This is a genomic window from Dehalococcoides mccartyi (assembly GCF_001889305.1).
Classification (GTDB): domain Bacteria; phylum Chloroflexota; class Dehalococcoidia; order Dehalococcoidales; family Dehalococcoidaceae; genus Dehalococcoides; species Dehalococcoides mccartyi_A.
This window is the reverse complement of the sequence record NZ_CP013074.1, coordinates 867,732-883,280: the sequence shown is the minus strand read 5'-3', so window position 1 is coordinate 883,280 and position 15,549 is coordinate 867,732. Positions and strand designations below refer to the sequence as shown.

Below are 15,549 nucleotides of genomic sequence, written 5' to 3'. Positions count from 1 at the left end.
TATTTTATCTATGCTCAAAGTAAATAACATAGAGGTTACCTACCTGAACGTTATAAAGGTGCTTCACGGTGTATCACTGGAAGTACCGGAGAGGTCTATAGTGGCATTGCTGGGTGGCAATGGCGCTGGTAAAACCACTACTCTCAAAGCTATTTCAGGCTTGCTGCATATTGAGGAAGGGCTGGTAACAGACGGCAATATTGAGTGGAACGGCGACCGCATTGACAAGAAAAATCCGGAAGCTATCGGCAAGCTGGGCATAGTTCAGGCTTTGGAAGGCCGCCATGTCTTTGAGCATCTTACCACTGAAGAAAACCTGATTGTAGGGGCTTTTAACCGTAAAGACCGTCAGAATATCAAATCTGATTTATCTATGGTATATGAATATTTCCCCCGCCTGAGGCATGTTCAGCACAATACTGCCGGATATCTTTCAGGCGGGGAACAACAAATGCTGGTAATAGGGCGTGCCATGATGGCACGCCCAAAGCTGATGATGCTGGATGAGCCTTCACTTGGCTTGGCACCGATGATGGTCAAAGAAATATTCGGCATTATCAAAAGATTTAATGAAGAACAGGGTACATCAGTACTGCTGGTTGAACAAAATGTTAAGGTAGCGTTATCGATTGCTCATTACGGTTATGTACTGGAGAACGGACGGATAGTACTTGATGGAGACACTTCATTTCTAACCAATAATGAAGATGTTAAAGAATTTTATATGGGGCTTTCCACGGTGGGCTCTAAGAAAAGCTATCGTGAGGTCAAACATTACAAGAGGCGTAAAAGATGGCTTTAGAGAACGGCAAAAACAACCACTTTGACAAGCTGGAAGCTATGGGGCTTGATGAGAGGGTTGAATTTCTAAATAACAGGCTTAAGGAAACCGCTGCTTATGCTTACGAACATTCGGCGGCAACCCGAACCATTTTCCAAAAAGCCGGACTGAAACCGGAACTGATACGCAAAATGGAAGATCTGGAGAGGCTACCTATCATTCGTAAAGCAGACCTTATTGAAATGCAAAAACAAGACTTGCCTTGGGGCGGTTTTTTGATGATACCCGAAGATAATATAGAACGAATATTTATTTCGCCCGGTCCGGTTTATGAACCCCTGCACACCAGTACTATTCGCTGGTTTGGGCGTTCTTTTTGGGCGGCTGGTTTCCGTAAGGCTGATGTAGTTATAAATACCTTTACATATCACCTTTCCCCAGCCGGCATACTTTTTCACGAAGGTCTGCGTGACTGCGGGGCTACACCTATTGCTTCCGGTACCGGCCATACCGAAATGCAGATTAAAACAATTCAGGAGCTGAAAGTAACCGCTTTTGTGGGTACACCAAGCTATCTTCTGAGCCTTCTGAGTAAGGCAGAAGAGATGGGTTTGGATATTAAAAAAGATTTAAACCTGAAACGCGCATGGTTTACCGGCGAAATGCTGACATTATCTATTCGCAAGACACTTGAAAAAGATTATGGCATAGAAACTTTTCAGGCATACGGCGTGACTGAAACAGGCGGCTGTCTGGCTTACGAGTGCGAAGAGAAAAATGGCCTGCACCTTATGTCTGACGAATATGCAGTGGAGATAGTAGACCCAAAGACCGGCAAACAGCTGCCCGAAGGGGAAGTCGGTGAAATAGTAGTTACCCCGGTAAATAATAAAACATGGGGACTTATGCGTTTTGGGACAGGTGATTTATCCTGCCTTAAAAAAGAGAAGTGCAGCTGCGGGCGTACTGCCTATAAACTCAGTGGCATAATAGGGCGGGTAGGCGATGCTGTCAAAGTACGTGGGATGTTTGTAGTCGGCAAACAAGCCGAAGATGTTTTCAAGCTTTTCCCCGAGATAGTCCGTTACCAGATACGAATAAACCGTCCTGCCAACCGTGATGAGATGACTTTTATTTGTGTCCATAATGAAAAGGAATTTGATGCTAAAAAACTGTCTGAAGAACTGAATAAGAAGTTTCAAGACAGGTGTCTCTTAAAGGCTGACCGCATAGAATTTGTACCCGCGAGTGCTCTGGCAGAGGAAACCAAACTTATGCTGGATGAACGCAAGTGGGATTAGGGGAAATATATGGTTGATTGGCAGATTACCGCCTGTACCATACTCTGCGAAGCAGTGTGTGACGAGGTAACCATAATAGTAAAAAACGATGGTTTTGTACGTTGTACCGCTTTTGACACGTACGGCTCGCCCTCCCGTGATACCCAGAAAGAGATGGTTAAAAAGGCCAAGAAATGCGGGCACAGCTTAAAATGCGAAGGGCCTTTGTGCCACAGGGTTATCAACTATCGGGATAAGATTATGAACGAGGAGAGGCAGCACAATGAATCAGCCTGATACCAAGATAAAAGTAGATAACCTCTCCCTTTCATTCGGCGGTATCAAGGCACTCAAAGAAGTTAGTCTTGATATTTACGATAACCAGATTACAGCTATAATCGGTCCGAATGGAGCCGGCAAGACCAGTCTCTTAAACTGTATTAACGGATTTTACAAGCCACAGTCCGGCAGTATTATTTATAACGGGCAGAATATTGCCCGTATCCGCCCTGACCGGGTGGCTAAAATGGGTATTGCCCGTACTTTTCAAAATATTGAACTTTATTCAGGTTTAACCACCCTTGAAAATCTGATGGCTGCCCGGCATATATTTATGAAACAGAATTTTCTGACTGGCGGGGCGTATTTCGGGCCGGCTCATAAGGAAGAAATAAAACACCGCAAGATAGTTGAAGATATTATAGATTTTCTGGAAATAGAGCCTGTACGTAAAAAAGTAGTCAGTATGCTGCCGTACGGTATGAGAAAACGAGTGGAACTGGGCAGGGCATTGGCTTTGGAACCCCAAGTGCTTTTACTGGATGAACCTATGGCGGGCATGAACCTTGAAGAAAAAGAAGATATTGCCCGTTTTATTGTAGATATATTTGAAGGTCAGGGCGAGACTTATCCTGATACACCCATACTGCGTGACGGGGTAAAGTGTATTGTGCTTATTGAGCATGATATGGGTGTGGTTATGGACTTGGCTGACCGTATTGCGGTACTGGATTTCGGGCGTAAAATTGCCGAGGGTAAGCCTGAAGAAATCAAGAACGATAGCCATGTGATAGCTGCTTATCTGGGTGATGATGAGACCCCTGCCCCAGCTTAGCTAAAATTACAGCGGAACACCGCTGGCACTGACTTTGGCTATCAGTTTACCTTTGGTGCTGGTCACTTCTACTTCAGCAACGGCAAGGCGACGGCCGGATTTGATTACTTTGGCTTCCGCTATAAGTTCATCGTAGTTGTCTGGGGCAAGCAAAAAGTGGATATTGAACTGGGCTGCCACTGTAGGGAGTTTCAGACTGTTTACAGCATAGCCGAATGCTTCATCTGCTAAAGACATGGTAATTCCGCCGAAAATTATTCCGTAAGCATTTATAAATTCGGGTTTAAGTTTGATACTAAGTTTGGAATAACCAGGTTTCAGTTCCAGTATTTTTATGCCCAGAAAATTAAGTGCAGGTTCGGTCTTGCTTTTTTCCAAAAGCAGTTTTATATTATCTTCAGCTTCAGCATGAGTCATTTTATACCCTCGTTCAAAATGTCATAAATCTTTTCCATATCTATACTTGCTCTAACTATTTCCGCCAGCTTATCGTACTCTTTGTCACGGTCAAAATAGTCAGTCTGGCGTTCAGGAATACCCTTGTAGCGGCGGATTGCGTTTAAGAAACCGCGGCGAAAAGCTGCACTTTCAAATATGCCATGTATGTAAGTACCCAGTACTGTACCCTCCGCATTGGATGCCCCATCCAGATAATCTGCCGAACCTTTTGGAGTATTTGTGATGTGGAATGCAGCTTGGGCAGAAAATAACCGGGTGCGCCCCATGTGGATTTCATAACCTCCCACTTCATAACCTGCCATATCTGAAAGCAACCCGTTATTAAACCTGACCTGACCGTTTACCTGAGTGGTGGATTTTTCTTTTTCAAAGGTTGTTTCGGTATCTAACAAACCTAGTCCTTTCATTTCTGTATTTTCGGACTCGGTCTTATGGGGGTCATATATCATTTTCCCTAAAATCTGATAACCGCCGCAAACACCTAATACGTGAGTTCCCTTTCGGGCCTTTTTAATAATAGTTTCAGCGAGACCATTCTGCCACAGGTACTCCATGTCAGGTATGGTAGATTTCGTACCTGGGATTATTATCAAATCAGGGTTGCCGATTTCGGCAGTCTTAGCTACAAACCTGACTGAAGCCCCGTCTGTAGCTAAAGCATCAAAATCATCGTAATTTGATATGCGCGGCAAACGGATTACCGCAATATCCAGGTCAGTTTCGCCCAGACTGCCTTTACATTCGTCAAGGTAAACCGAATCTTCCTGAGCAATAGCCATATTCCGCAGGTAGGGAATAATGCCCAACACCGGTATGGAAGTGCGTTCTTCTATTACATCTATAGCCGGCTTCAGTAAACTGGCATCCCCCCGGAACTTGTTTATCAGATAACCTTTGATATAATAACGTTCATCAGGCTCTAAAAGGTCTATTGTACCGATAAGAGAAGCAAAAACCCCGCCCCGGTCTATATCTCCAGCTAGGAGTACGGGTGCACCTGCCGCCTTGGCAATCCTCATATTCACAATTTCCCGCTGTTTAAGGTTTATTTCGGCAGGGCTGCCGGCACCCTCTATAACTACGATGTCATTTTTCTCACGCAGGCGGTTAAGTGCCGCCAGTGCGGTATTTAGCAGGAGCGGTGCATATTCATAATACTCACGGGCGGAAATGGTACGATCTACTTTGCCGTTAACCACAATCTGGCTTCGGGAATCTGCTTCAGGCTTCATAAGAATAGGGTTCATATCTACGCTGGGATCAATTCCGCAGGCTTCTGCCTGAACAGCCTGTGCCCGTCCGATTTCGCCGCCCTCTTTGGTAACGAAGGCATTCAGTGCCATGTTCTGGGATTTGAATGGGGCTACTTTGTAGCCGTCCTGTTTGAATATCCGGCAAAGAGCAGTTACGAGTATACTCTTGCCTACGTTTGAGGAAGTACCCTGAATCATTATTGTTTTCGCCATGGCGTTTATTATAGCAGTTTTTTATTAAGCCTAATAGAGAAATAACAACTAGCTTTGATTATTTGATATGCCAACTCGAAAAATTCTGGGGTATAATATCAGAAATGAAAATCTGGAGGATAAAAATGCTGGTTGAGAACCCTGAAAAACAGGCATCTGAAATAATTAAACGCCTTTCGATAATATATCCAGATGCCAAAACGGCGCTCAACTTTACTACTCCGTTTGAAATGCTGGTAGCTACTATTTTATCGGCACAGTCCACTGACAAGATGATAAATAAAATTACCCCTGCTTTGTTTAAAAAGTATCCAGATGCCAAAGCTTTTGCCGAGGCTTCTTTAGATAAACTTGAGCAGGATATAAAGTCTTCCGGTTTTTTTCACAACAAGGCACTGAATATTATGGGTGCTGCCAGAGGGGTTGTAAGCCGTTTTGGCGGGGTTGTACCATCTAATATGGCGGATATGCTTACTCTGCCCGGTGTTGGACGTAAAACGGCAAATGTAGTACTGCATAATGCTTTCGGGTTGGTTGAAGGAATAGCGGTAGATACCCATGTGAAACGCCTTAGTGAACGGTTGGGTCTTACCAATAATACTGATCCGGTAAAAATAGAGCAGGATTTGATGGAATTTATTCCCCGTAATGAATGGGGGAATTTTTCGTATTACCTGATAGACCATGGCCGGGCAGTCTGTGATGCCAAAAAACCGCGCTGTGAGGAATGTGTTTTGAAAGATATCTGCCCTTCGGCTTATTTATTTATCAAGGTGAAATAACCGGCGGGCATTAGCAGTGGTGACAGATGCTATTTCAGCAGGTTCAAGATTTTTTATCTCTGCCAGAATAGCAGCTATCAGCGGTATATAGGCCGGTTCATTTCTCTCCCCGCGGTGTGATTGAGGAGGCAAAAACGGACAGTCTGTTTCCAGTACAATACATTCAAGCGGTATAGCGGCAAAATCTACCCGGTACTTTTTGGAGGACGGATAACCTATATAAGCGCCCAGCCCGATATAAAAACCCATATTAATATATTTAAGTGCAGTTTCAGCGGAACCGCTGAAGCAGTGAATTACACCTTTTCCTTCAGAAGCGGGACTCTGGGCAGACCAATTTGAAAGTATATTCAGCATATCCTCTTCGGCTTGGCGGCAATGAATAATCAAGGGAAGGCCGCTTTTATCAGCTAAATCAAGGTGATTATAAAAGGTTTCCAACTGGGTATGGCGGGGTGAGTAATCACAGTAATAATCCAGCCCGCATTCGCCGATAGCCACAACTTTATCAGCATCGGCTAGTATATCCAGACGTGCAAAATCTGCTTCAGTTGCCCCGTTACATTCCTGAGGGTGGATACCAACGGCAGCATATATGGAAGCATTTGCGGCGGCCATATCAATAGCTTTTTGGCTGGAAAGTATATCTATGCCGGTAGTTATTATAGTCTTTACGCCATTTTCAAAAGCCCGTCTAAATATTTCCTGACGGTCAGTATCAAATTCAGGCATATCCAGATGGGCATGAGTGTCAATATATTCTAAAATCGGCAAGGCAAATGTCCTAGTGAATTATTAGCTCGGTAGCCTTTTCTATAAGGTTCAGGAGCGTTTCAGGTATAATGCCGAATATTAACACAGCCAGCCCCGAAATACCAAGTGCCAGTTTAAGTGGCCATGAAGCCAGTACCCGTACATCCTGGCGGGGTTGTCTAAGCCACATTACCCGTATCACGTTAAAGTAGAAAACAGCTGAAATTACAGTGTTTACCGCAGCCACAATCATCAGCCACAGTAAATCTGCCTGGACGGACGCACTAAATATGTAGTACTTGGCAAGAAAACCTGCCAGAGGCGGAAAGCCGGTGAGAGACAGCAGTGCCAGTGTCAGAGCAGAAGCATACACCGGGTTTGTTTTAGCCAGTCCTTCATAAGATGAAATTTCATCATTGCCGGTAGAACGGCTGATAGCGATAATTGAAATAAAGGCGACCATGTCTGATACGGCAAAAGCTACCAAATAAAAGAGCAGGCTTATCCGCCCGTCTGCAAGTTCTGGTGCATTGCCTATTGCCGCCAAAGCTACCAGTATGTAACCGGCGTGGGCTATACTGGAATAACCCAGCATTCTCTTGATATTCTTTTGAGGTATAGCCAGTACGTTGCCCAGTGTCATACCAGCGGTTGCCAGTACTGCAATTATTAAAGCCCATTCATGGCTGAGCGCCATCGGATCTGTAAAAACGGTGTAGAAAAGACGAAGGAAAAGGGCAAACCCGGCCGCTTTGCTGGCTATTGAAAGATACAAGGTGATAGGGGTGGGTGAACCCTGATAAACATCAGGTGCCCAAAATTGGAACGGGACTGCCGCTACTTTAAAACCCAGCCCGGTAATAGTAAGAATAATGCCAAGCATAAATCCCGCATGGGCAGTTATATCCATACCAGATGGTAGTGTCTGTATATAGTTAAGAATACCTCCCAAATTGGTTTCACCGCTAAAACCGTAAATAAGTACCATACCGAATACCAGCATAGCCGAAGCCACCCCGCCCAGAAGCAGGTATTTAAGAGCAGATTCGGTGGAGTGCTGGTCTTTCAAGAATCCTACCAGCACATAAAAAGCCAGTCCGGCCAGTTCGAGAGAAAGATACATAGTAATCAGGTTGGCTGTGGAAGCCATCATTATCATGCCCAGCAGGGCAAGCAGAACCAGTGCATAATACTCGCCTTGAAAACGTCTGAACTTATTTACATAATCTATTGAAGCCATTATAACCAAACCTGAAAGGCAGATAAAAAGAATCCGGAAGAAACTGGAGTAGCCATCTAGTGCCAGCATACCGCCAAAAGCCATTTCGGGAGGGTTATTCCAGTTAAGCACAGCAGCAACAGCCGCTGCAGCTAAACCCAGCAAAGACAGATAAGCCAGATACCTCTTGTTCTTGATTAAAAAGAGGTCAGCTATTATTACCAGAACGGCTGTTATCAGTATTATTATTTCAGGCATAAACAAATCCATCTGCCTCTATCCGCCGAAAAGGGCCGCCAGCGGGGCCACTCCGGTTTGAATTACATCTACAACAATTTGGGGATAAAGACCAACCCCGAACATTACCACTAAAAATACCAGTGAAAAAACTATTTCGGTTTTATCGGCATCTTTTACCATCTGGAATTTTTCCAGTCCGGGGCCTAAAAATACCCTCTGGACTGTCCAGAGTATATAGGCAGCCGCCAGTACCAAACCCAAAAGGCAGAGCATGGTAAAGACCTGCCCGCCGGGGACTACCGAACTCTGGAATGAACCCAAAAATACGCTGACTTCGGCGATAAATCCGCTGGTGGCAGGCACTGCCATTGCCCCCAGACCGGCCAGTATAAATATGATAGCTGTGCGGGGCATTTGTTTTGCCAGACCGCCAAGTTTGTTAATATCCCGTTCGTGGGTATTGTGCATGACCACACCGGTTATGGCAAAGAGCAGGCCGGTGATTATGCCGTGGCTGAACATTTGCAGAACCGCACCATTCATGGAGATTTCACCTAGGGTAAATATACCCAGCAGTACAAAACCCATGTGGCTTACCGAACTGTAGGCAATAAGCCTTTTGATATCTGTTTGTTTAAGGGTGATAGCGGCACCGTAAATTACGTTTATGACCGCAATAGTCAGTATCAAAGGCGCCCAGTCACGGCAGACATCAGGGAACATGGCCACGTTTAACCTGAGCATGGCATAGCCGCCCATTTTAAGCAAAGTGCCTGCCAGAATAACACTGGCGGCGGTAGGTGCGTCTGTATGGGCATCCGGCAGCCAGGTGTGGAAGGGGAAAGCCGGAAGCTTGATGGCAAAACCGATAAAGAACATAAAGAAAGTAAGCACCATCATGGCCGGACGCAGGAAATTATTAAGGTCCGTAGATGCCAGAGACGCTATATCCAGACTGCCGGTGGCAAAGAAAAGTATCAGGATACCGGCCAGTATAAACGCACCGCCAAACAGGGTGTAAAGGACGTATTTAAGAGCTGAATACTCTTTACGCCCGGCACCCCAGATTGAAATCAGGAAATACATGGGTATCAGTTCCAGCTCCCAGAAGATAAAGAAGAGCAGCAAATCAAGAGAGACAAATACGCCTGTAATGCTGGTTTGGAGTATAAGCAGCCAGACAAAAAACTCTTTTACCCTGAGGTCTACTTTCCAGCTGATGAGTACCGCCAGAACACCCAGTAAAGTAGTCAGAACCAGGAAAGGCAAACTTAAACCGTCAACGCCAAGGTGGTAGTTAGCGTTTAAAAGGGATATCCAGGGGAGATTTTCTTCAAACTGTATAACCCCGGCCATGGAACTACTCCGGTCAAATCCGGCAAAGACCACTAGTGAGAGCACCAGCGGCACAAGAGTGAGCAGCAGTGAGCTGATTTTTATTGCCCGCCCGGACAAACGCGGCCACAGAGCCATCAAGATAGCTCCCGCTGCGGGCAGGAAAGTTATTAGTGTTAAGTATGGTATGCTCATACTCCCCCCTTACCAGATAATAAGAGCCGCCATCACCAGTACAACCACCCCGGCGGCAAGATAAATTCCGTATGATTGGAGCTGACCGGTCTGGGCTTTGCGTCCCACCTTGCCGCCCTCTACGGTTATAGCGGCAACCCCGTTTACCGCCCCGTCCACTATGCGTTCATCAGCGGTGCGGAAGCGGCTGAAAAGACGGGAAAATAATACTTTTTGAATGAAGAAGCCGTTTAAGCCCCCGTCTACTACTTTTTTGTCAAAGAAGGCCGCAAAAGCGAACAGTCCCTTCATAAGCAGCGTGCGGGATATAACCCCTTCGTACAGCTCATCCATCCAGTATTTCTTGGAAAATATCATATAAAGCCATTTAAAACGCTCTGAGAATACAGCGGGTGAAAGGCTCTTCTTTTTATACATCAGGAAGGCCAGATATATACCGCCGCCGGCTACGGCCAGTGAAACCAGGGCCAGCGGGTGCAGCAAAATGCCGAATAATCCCTCAAAAAAGCCGGTATGCACTTCTTCGCCCAAAAAGCTGCTGAAACTGCCACCGGCATTCAGCAAACCACTGATTACCGAAGGCACAACCAGTATCAGAAGCGGCCAAGACATGACCTTGGGGGATTCGTGGGGATGCCCCTTGCCGCGGTAAGTGCCGCCGAAAGCCACGAAGTACAGACGGAACATATAAAAGGCGGTCAGGAATACGGTTATGAGTGCCAGAATGAACAGGATAAATTGCCCGTCCATAGCCCTGGCAAGTATCTCGTCCTTGCTGAAAAAACCTGAAAGCGGCCAGATGCCTGCCAGACTGAGTGAGGCAATCAGGAAGGTCTTGCTGGTAACCGGCATGGGTTTGGATAGGCCGCCCATTTCGCGGATATCAAATGTGCCGGTAGCGTGATTTACGCTGCCCGAACCTAAAAAGAGCAAACTCTTGAAAAAAGCATGGTTAAACAGGTGGAATATACCGATAGCAATGCCGCCTGTACCCAGCCCCAGCATCATATAACCCAGCTGGCTGACTGTGGAATAGGCCAGTATACGCTTCATATCGTTCATAACCAGCGCCATGGTAGCGGCAAATATAGCGGTAACCGCGCCGATTATAGATACCCAAAGCATGGCTGTTGCCGAGCTTTCAAATATAGGGTAGGTGCGGGCAACCAGAAATACACCGGCAGCAACCATGGTGGCGGCATGGATAAGGGCGGAAACGGGGGTAGGGCCTTCCATAGCATCCGGCAGCCATACATGCAGGGGGAACTGGGCTGATTTACCCACCGCACCGGCAAATATGCCCAGAGCGGCCACAGTTACTGCGCCGGCACCTATAAGCCCCATTTCGGCCATGCCGTTCAGGCTATTTATATCCAGCGTACCGGTATTCGCAAACAAAATGAGTATAGCGGCTAAAAAGCCCACATCACCTATGCGGGTTACAATAAAAGCCTTTTTAGCGGCATTGGCGGCGGCCGGGCGGGTAAACCAGAAGCCGATAAGAAGATATGATGCCAGACCCACCAACTCCCAAAAGAAGAAGGTAAAAAGCAGGTTGTCAGAGAGCACCAGCCCCAGCATAGAGGCGGTAAAGAAAGACAAAAAGGCGTAATAACGGGGATACCCTTTATCACCGTGCATATAGCCTTGTGAATATATGTGTACCATCAGGCTGACAAAAAGGATTACAAAGCACATTATGCCGGCCAGCGGGTCAAAGTTTAGGTTAAGGCTGATATCAACCGAATTCCCAATGGAAAACCAGCTGAATCCTGAAGCATAGTGAGAAACCCCTTCCTTACCCAGCAGGCTTGTCAGCCCCCAGATAGAAAGTAGCAGCGAACCGCCTACGCCGGCTATGCCTAGGTATCCGCTTAAAGCCGGTTTTTTGCAGAAAAAGGCATATCCCATGGCTATCAAAGCTCCGCAGATAAGGGGGAGCAGCATTATGAGCCAGAGTCCGGTTTGGGTCATCGCTTATTCTTCCTCTTTACCACTTCATCAAATCTATCTTGGTGGCATCAATAGTATCCCGGTTTTTGTAAATGGATATTATTATGGCCAGACCAATAGTTGCCTCGGAGGCCGCCACCGCGATAATAAACAGAGTAAATATCTGCCCGGTAAAAAATTCGGCGGCAGAAAAACGGTTAAAGGCCACCGCCGCAATGGTAACTGCGTTCAGCATTATTTCTATGCACATCAGTATCACTACGGCGCTCTTTTTAACCAGCGCCCCGTAAAGACCGATACAGAACAGTATTACCGCCAGTACCAAAAAGTGAGTCAGTCCCATATTATTTGTCCCTCACCAGTACTATAGCCCCGATAATGGCCACCAGTAATATTACACCCGTAATCAGTACCCCCAGCCCGAACCCGTCTGAACCGAAAAGCATTTCGGCCAGGCCGGCGGTGGTGGTAGAGGGGGCTGGTGCGTCACTTGAGGTCCAGTTTGAGCTGATAAGCATATAGGTCATAACACCGCCCAAAGCGGTAACAACAACCAGAGCCGGTATTTTCAGCTTGTTGGTAAGGTTGCCCCGCTGAACCTCACGGGTAAGCATGATTGCCAGTATTATCAGTACCGATATAGCACCGATATAAATAAGTATCTGCACCGCTGCCAGAAAGTCTGCCGAAAGCAGCAAAAACACGCCGGCAACCGAAAGGAAACAGAGTATCAGCCAGAGGGATGAGTGGAAAATATTTTTCACTCCCACCACCAGCAAGGCGGAGACTATACAGGTTATGGCTATAATCCAGAACGCTATTTCCACCCCGGTTTACCTTTCAAAATAGCCTTTCTTATTTATAAGCAGGGTTTGTTCAGCCAGTTTTTCTGCGGCATCCGGGCGGTCATACCCGCTGAGTACCCGGGTTGCCGAGGGGGCAAGTTCATCCCCGGTAAGTATCAGTTCATGGCAGCGGCACTCGGAACGGCTTTGCCCTTCCGCTTTTGCAATATTAGTGCAGCGGTAGGTGGTAGTTTCATAGCCGTAACCCATATATATAGCATTTTTAGTAGGGCAGGATTCAACACACAGACCGCAAAAGACGCACAGCCCGAAATCTATAGACATATGGTCTACCTTAAGCTTGCGGTCTTCGCCGCGGGAAACCTCCATATTAATAGCCTTCACTGGACAGGCTCTGGCACAGGCAAGGCAAGCAATACAAGTCTCCTTCACCCAGATAACCTGAGTTCCCCGTATCCTTTTTGACATAGTCAGCTTTTCTTCCGGATACTGTGCAGTTATCCATGGGCGAAAAAGGTGTTTAAAGGTAAGGCGCATTCCTTTAATGATACCGCCTCCGGTATTATTTAATACTGACATGTCCGCCTCCCAGCTTGTAAAATTTACTGAACAGGAGGATAAGCCCGAACATTACCGCTATATTTACACCCACAAGCACAGCTGTATTAATATCCGGTGCAATCAGTATTTCAAAAGCAGTAATGACCAGATTGGCAAGGGACAAGGGTAAAAGGAATTTCCAGCCAAAAGCCATTACCTGGTCTATGCGAAGACGGGGTATGGTGGCGCGCACCCAGATTATAAACATAAAGACTATAAGGACTTTAGTGATAAACCATATAACAGGGTGCAGCAGTGGCCCTTGCCAGCCACCCAGAAACAGGGTGGTGGCTATGGCTGAAACTGCCAGCACTTCGGCATATTCCATAAGGTAAAAAAGACCGAATTTCATGCCGGAATATTCGGTATGGAAACCGGCAATAATCTCCGACTCCGCTTCCAGCAAATCAAACGGGGTGCGGTTAATTTCTGCCATGGCGGCGGACAGGTATACAAAGAAACCCAGAGGCTGCAAAAGAATAAACGGGACACTCTGAGCTTTAACTATCTCATTCATAGAAAGCGAACCGGTTAACATAACAACACCGAGTATGGAAAGTACCAGCGGTATTTCATAGCTTACTTCCTGAGCTATGGTACGCATGGCACCCAGCAGGGAATACTTGCTGTTGCTGCTCCAGCCGGCCATAAATATACCTATTACAGTTACCGAACTGACAGCCAAGATATAAAGTATGCCTATATTAAGGTCAACCAGCATAGCCCCATCTGCAAAGGGGATAGCGGCAAACATCAGCATTACCGGTACAAAAGCCACCAGCGGGGCTAACCAGAATACTCCCTTATCTGCCTCTGAAGGAATAATATCTTCTTTAATAAGTACTTTTATAGCATCTGCAATAGGCTGCAGCAAGCCGAAAGGGCCGGCTCTGTTAGGACCGGGACGAAGCTGGAAACGGCCGATGAGACGGCGCTCCAGCCAGATGAATATGAGTACACTCACAATCACAAAACCAAAAAGTATCACCAGATAAACGAGCAGGTGAACCCAAAAGTCAGACATTATCTGTCCACCTCACCCATTACAATGTCTATACTGCCAAATATAGCCATAAGGTCAGCCACTTTCCAACCTACCACCATATCCTTCAAAGCTGATAAATTTAACAGGCAGGGCGGACGCACCCGCCAGCGGTAAGGCTTATCCGTGCCGTCTGAAACCAGGTAAAAGCCCAGTTCGCCTTTAGGTCCTTCTATGCGGCTGTAAACTTCACCCGCAGGTGGCTTAAGGAGTTTGGGGGCTTTACCCATTATTTCACCTTCGGGCAGGTCTTTGGTTGCCTGGCGGAGTATCCGCACGCTTTGGCGCATTTCTTGAATACGCACTAGATAGCGGTCATAGGTATCACCGTTTTGGGCGGTGGGTATGTCAAACTCAAAGCGGTCATATATGGAATACGGGTCATTCCGGCGGATGTCCCAATTTACCCCGCTTGCCCTAAGAACCGGCCCGGCAGCACTGGAGTTTATTGCCAGCTCACGCTTTAGCACGCCGACACCTTTGGTGCGGATAAGCACAATTTCATTGGTGGAAATAAGCTGTTCGTATTCGTCTATGAAACCGGGCAAGGTATCCAGCAGTTTTTTTAGGGCAGGAAGGAATTCTTCCGGCAAATCCTGAACAAAGCCGCCGAAACGGTAATAATTGTAATTTAAGCGCTGGCCGCTGCACATATCAAACAGTTCCACAATCTTTTCACGCTCGCGGAACATATACAGCAAAGGGGTTTGAAGGGCACCCAAGTCATTCAGGAAAAAGCCCAATCCCGCCAGATGACTGGCCAGCCGCTGAAGTTCATCCAGTATCACCCTTATATATTCAGCCCGTTCCGGCACTGCTATGCCGGCCAGCTTTTCCACTGCCATAACATAAGCGTGGTTGTTGGTTATAGAGCCCAGATAATCCAGACGGTCTGTAAAAGGTATGTCCTGCAGGTAGGTACGTCCCTCAGCCAGTTTTTCAATACCCCGGTGTAGATAGCCGAAAACCGGCTCAAGGTCGGTAATTACCTCACCATCCAGAACAATACGCAGGCGGAACACACCATGGGTGCTCGGATGCTGAGGACCTATATTCAAGATAAAGTTTTCAGTTTTAATGGCCATTTGCAAAGTCCTTGCGCAAAGGATAACCTTCAAAGCCTTCCCACAGGAAAATGCGTTTCAGGCCTATGTGGTTTTCAAAAATCACCCCGAACAGGTCATAAATTTCACGTTCCTGCAACTCTGCTCCGCGCCAGATATCCATTACCGAAGACATTTTGGGATTAGCCTTGTCAGTCAGGCGGGTTTTGAGAGTAACAGAGGTATTATGCTCAATTGAGTTCAGGTGAAAAATAACTTCGATGTATTCCGGATAATCTGCCGCTGTAAGATTTGTCAGATAATCCATATGGATAGACGGCAGAGAGGTCAAACATTCACATACTTTGTGTATATTCTCTGAGGGAACCAGCAAAAAAGAAGCCTCTGCCTGAATTTCAATGCCAGACAATTTCTCAGATAAATCAGTCTTCAGTTGTTGATAATCAAGTGCAGCGGTCAT

General features: G+C 46.5%; 17 protein-coding genes. 5 read left to right on the top strand and 12 right to left on the bottom strand.

The window, feature by feature from the left end; genetic code table 11:
• Positions 1-10: 10 nt before the first annotated feature.
• The 4 genes from ASJ33_RS04775 to ASJ33_RS04760 are packed head-to-tail and all read left to right on the top strand — an operon-like array spanning position 11 to position 3,175.
• Complete coding sequence (locus ASJ33_RS04775) at positions 11-802, top strand: ABC transporter ATP-binding protein (protein WP_041330941.1); 792 nt, start codon at positions 11-13, stop codon at positions 800-802.
• On the top strand, positions 793-2,082 hold the full coding sequence (locus ASJ33_RS04770) for a phenylacetate--CoA ligase family protein (protein WP_041330939.1): 1,290 nt from the start codon (positions 793-795) through the stop codon (positions 2,080-2,082). The genes ASJ33_RS04775 and ASJ33_RS04770 overlap by 10 nt, the downstream gene beginning before the upstream one ends.
• A 9-nt stretch (positions 2,083-2,091) precedes the next feature.
• Complete coding sequence (locus tag ASJ33_RS04765; RefSeq protein WP_012882095.1) at positions 2,092-2,358, top strand: hypothetical protein; 267 nt, start codon at positions 2,092-2,094, stop codon at positions 2,356-2,358.
• Entirely contained in the window at positions 2,345-3,175 is an 831-nt protein-coding gene (locus ASJ33_RS04760) for an ABC transporter ATP-binding protein (protein WP_041330938.1), read from the top strand. Before ASJ33_RS04765 ends, ASJ33_RS04760 begins: the two co-directional genes overlap by 14 nt.
• A 6-nt stretch (positions 3,176-3,181) precedes the next feature.
• On the opposite strand, the gene ASJ33_RS04755 is transcribed toward ASJ33_RS04760, so the two are convergent.
• Together ASJ33_RS04755 and ASJ33_RS04750 are read right to left on the bottom strand one after the other, a co-directional pair.
• On the bottom strand, positions 3,182-3,592 hold the full coding sequence (locus ASJ33_RS04755; RefSeq protein ID WP_041330937.1) for a PaaI family thioesterase: 411 nt from the start codon (positions 3,590-3,592) through the stop codon (positions 3,182-3,184).
• Positions 3,589-5,100 (bottom strand): cobyric acid synthase, encoded by a 1,512-nt coding sequence (locus tag ASJ33_RS04750; RefSeq protein WP_041330934.1) that lies wholly within the window; start codon positions 5,098-5,100, stop codon positions 3,589-3,591. The genes ASJ33_RS04755 and ASJ33_RS04750 overlap by 4 nt, the downstream gene beginning before the upstream one ends.
• 125 nt (positions 5,101-5,225) lie before the next feature.
• On the opposite strand from ASJ33_RS04750, the gene nth reads away from it, so the two are divergent.
• The gene (gene nth / locus ASJ33_RS04745) at positions 5,226-5,882 is read left to right on the top strand and encodes an endonuclease III (protein ID WP_041330931.1); all 657 of its coding nucleotides are present in this window, start codon (positions 5,226-5,228) and stop codon (positions 5,880-5,882) included.
• Here nth and ASJ33_RS04740 read toward each other — a convergent pair.
• The 10 genes from ASJ33_RS04740 to ASJ33_RS04695 are packed head-to-tail and all read right to left on the bottom strand — an operon-like array spanning position 5,862 to position 15,549.
• Positions 5,862-6,656, bottom strand: a complete 795-nt coding sequence (locus ASJ33_RS04740; RefSeq protein ID WP_041330929.1) for a TatD family hydrolase — start codon at positions 6,654-6,656, stop codon at positions 5,862-5,864. The two genes, nth and ASJ33_RS04740, sit on opposite strands and share 21 nt — an antisense overlap.
• A gap of 10 nt (positions 6,657-6,666) precedes the next feature.
• Positions 6,667-8,124 (bottom strand): NADH-quinone oxidoreductase subunit N, encoded by a 1,458-nt coding sequence (locus tag ASJ33_RS04735; RefSeq protein ID WP_041330927.1) that lies wholly within the window; start codon positions 8,122-8,124, stop codon positions 6,667-6,669.
• Between the two features lie 6 nt (positions 8,125-8,130).
• The gene (locus ASJ33_RS04730) at positions 8,131-9,624 is read right to left on the bottom strand and encodes a complex I subunit 4 family protein (protein WP_012882088.1); all 1,494 of its coding nucleotides are present in this window, start codon (positions 9,622-9,624) and stop codon (positions 8,131-8,133) included.
• A gap of 9 nt (positions 9,625-9,633) precedes the next feature.
• A complete protein-coding gene (gene nuoL / locus ASJ33_RS04725) occupies positions 9,634-11,598 on the bottom strand; it encodes an NADH-quinone oxidoreductase subunit L (RefSeq protein WP_041330926.1) in 1,965 nt (654 codons plus the stop codon).
• Positions 11,599-11,614: 16 nt separating this feature from the next.
• Positions 11,615-11,920: an NADH-quinone oxidoreductase subunit NuoK gene (gene nuoK / locus ASJ33_RS04720; protein WP_041330924.1), complete on the bottom strand. Its 306-nt coding sequence runs from the start codon at positions 11,918-11,920 to the stop codon at positions 11,615-11,617.
• Position 11,921: 1 nt separating this feature from the next.
• Positions 11,922-12,404 carry an NADH-quinone oxidoreductase subunit J gene (locus ASJ33_RS04715; RefSeq protein ID WP_041330921.1) on the bottom strand — a complete coding sequence of 161 codons (483 nt, stop codon included), beginning with the start codon at positions 12,402-12,404 and terminating at the stop codon, positions 11,922-11,924.
• Positions 12,405-12,410: 6 nt separating this feature from the next.
• Complete coding sequence (locus ASJ33_RS04710) at positions 12,411-12,962, bottom strand: NuoI/complex I 23 kDa subunit family protein (protein WP_041330920.1); 552 nt, start codon at positions 12,960-12,962, stop codon at positions 12,411-12,413.
• Entirely contained in the window at positions 12,946-14,007 is a 1,062-nt protein-coding gene (gene nuoH / locus ASJ33_RS04705) for an NADH-quinone oxidoreductase subunit NuoH (RefSeq protein WP_041330919.1), read from the bottom strand. Before nuoH ends, ASJ33_RS04710 begins: the two co-directional genes overlap by 17 nt.
• Positions 14,007-15,110, bottom strand: coding sequence for an NADH-quinone oxidoreductase subunit D (locus ASJ33_RS04700; protein WP_072555674.1), 1,104 nt, complete (start codon positions 15,108-15,110; stop codon positions 14,007-14,009). Before ASJ33_RS04700 ends, nuoH begins: the two co-directional genes overlap by 1 nt.
• Positions 15,100-15,549, bottom strand: a complete 450-nt coding sequence (locus tag ASJ33_RS04695) for an NADH-quinone oxidoreductase subunit C (RefSeq protein WP_041330918.1) — start codon at positions 15,547-15,549, stop codon at positions 15,100-15,102. The genes ASJ33_RS04700 and ASJ33_RS04695 overlap by 11 nt, the downstream gene beginning before the upstream one ends.

What these genes read in the sequence shown, in the direction of transcription:
- ASJ33_RS04775 (WP_041330941.1), top strand. Translation starts at nt 11, where the DNA reads ATGCTCAAAGTAAATAACATAGAGGTTACCTACCTGAACGTTATAAAG.
- ASJ33_RS04770 (WP_041330939.1), top strand. Translation starts at nt 793, where the DNA reads ATGGCTTTAGAGAACGGCAAAAACAACCACTTTGACAAGCTGGAAGCT.
- ASJ33_RS04765 (WP_012882095.1), top strand. Translation starts at nt 2,092, where the DNA reads ATGGTTGATTGGCAGATTACCGCCTGTACCATACTCTGCGAAGCAGTG.
- ASJ33_RS04760 (WP_041330938.1), top strand. Translation starts at nt 2,345, where the DNA reads ATGAATCAGCCTGATACCAAGATAAAAGTAGATAACCTCTCCCTTTCA.
- ASJ33_RS04755 (WP_041330937.1), bottom strand. Translation starts at nt 3,592, where the DNA reads ATGACTCATGCTGAAGCTGAAGATAATATAAAACTGCTTTTGGAAAAA.
- ASJ33_RS04750 (WP_041330934.1), bottom strand. Translation starts at nt 5,100, where the DNA reads ATGGCGAAAACAATAATGATTCAGGGTACTTCCTCAAACGTAGGCAAG.
- nth (WP_041330931.1), top strand. Translation starts at nt 5,226, where the DNA reads ATGCTGGTTGAGAACCCTGAAAAACAGGCATCTGAAATAATTAAACGC.
- ASJ33_RS04735 (WP_041330927.1), bottom strand. Translation starts at nt 8,124, where the DNA reads ATGGATTTGTTTATGCCTGAAATAATAATACTGATAACAGCCGTTCTG.
- ASJ33_RS04730 (WP_012882088.1), bottom strand. Translation starts at nt 9,624, where the DNA reads ATGAGCATACCATACTTAACACTAATAACTTTCCTGCCCGCAGCGGGA.
- nuoL (WP_041330926.1), bottom strand. Translation starts at nt 11,598, where the DNA reads ATGACCCAAACCGGACTCTGGCTCATAATGCTGCTCCCCCTTATCTGC.
- nuoK (WP_041330924.1), bottom strand. Translation starts at nt 11,920, where the DNA reads ATGGGACTGACTCACTTTTTGGTACTGGCGGTAATACTGTTCTGTATC.
- ASJ33_RS04710 (WP_041330920.1), bottom strand. Translation starts at nt 12,962, where the DNA reads ATGTCAGTATTAAATAATACCGGAGGCGGTATCATTAAAGGAATGCGC.
- nuoH (WP_041330919.1), bottom strand. Translation starts at nt 14,007, where the DNA reads ATGTCTGACTTTTGGGTTCACCTGCTCGTTTATCTGGTGATACTTTTT.
- ASJ33_RS04700 (WP_072555674.1), bottom strand. Translation starts at nt 15,110, where the DNA reads ATGGCCATTAAAACTGAAAACTTTATCTTGAATATAGGTCCTCAGCAT.
- ASJ33_RS04695 (WP_041330918.1), bottom strand. Translation starts at nt 15,549, where the DNA reads ATGACCGCTGCACTTGATTATCAACAACTGAAGACTGATTTATCTGAG.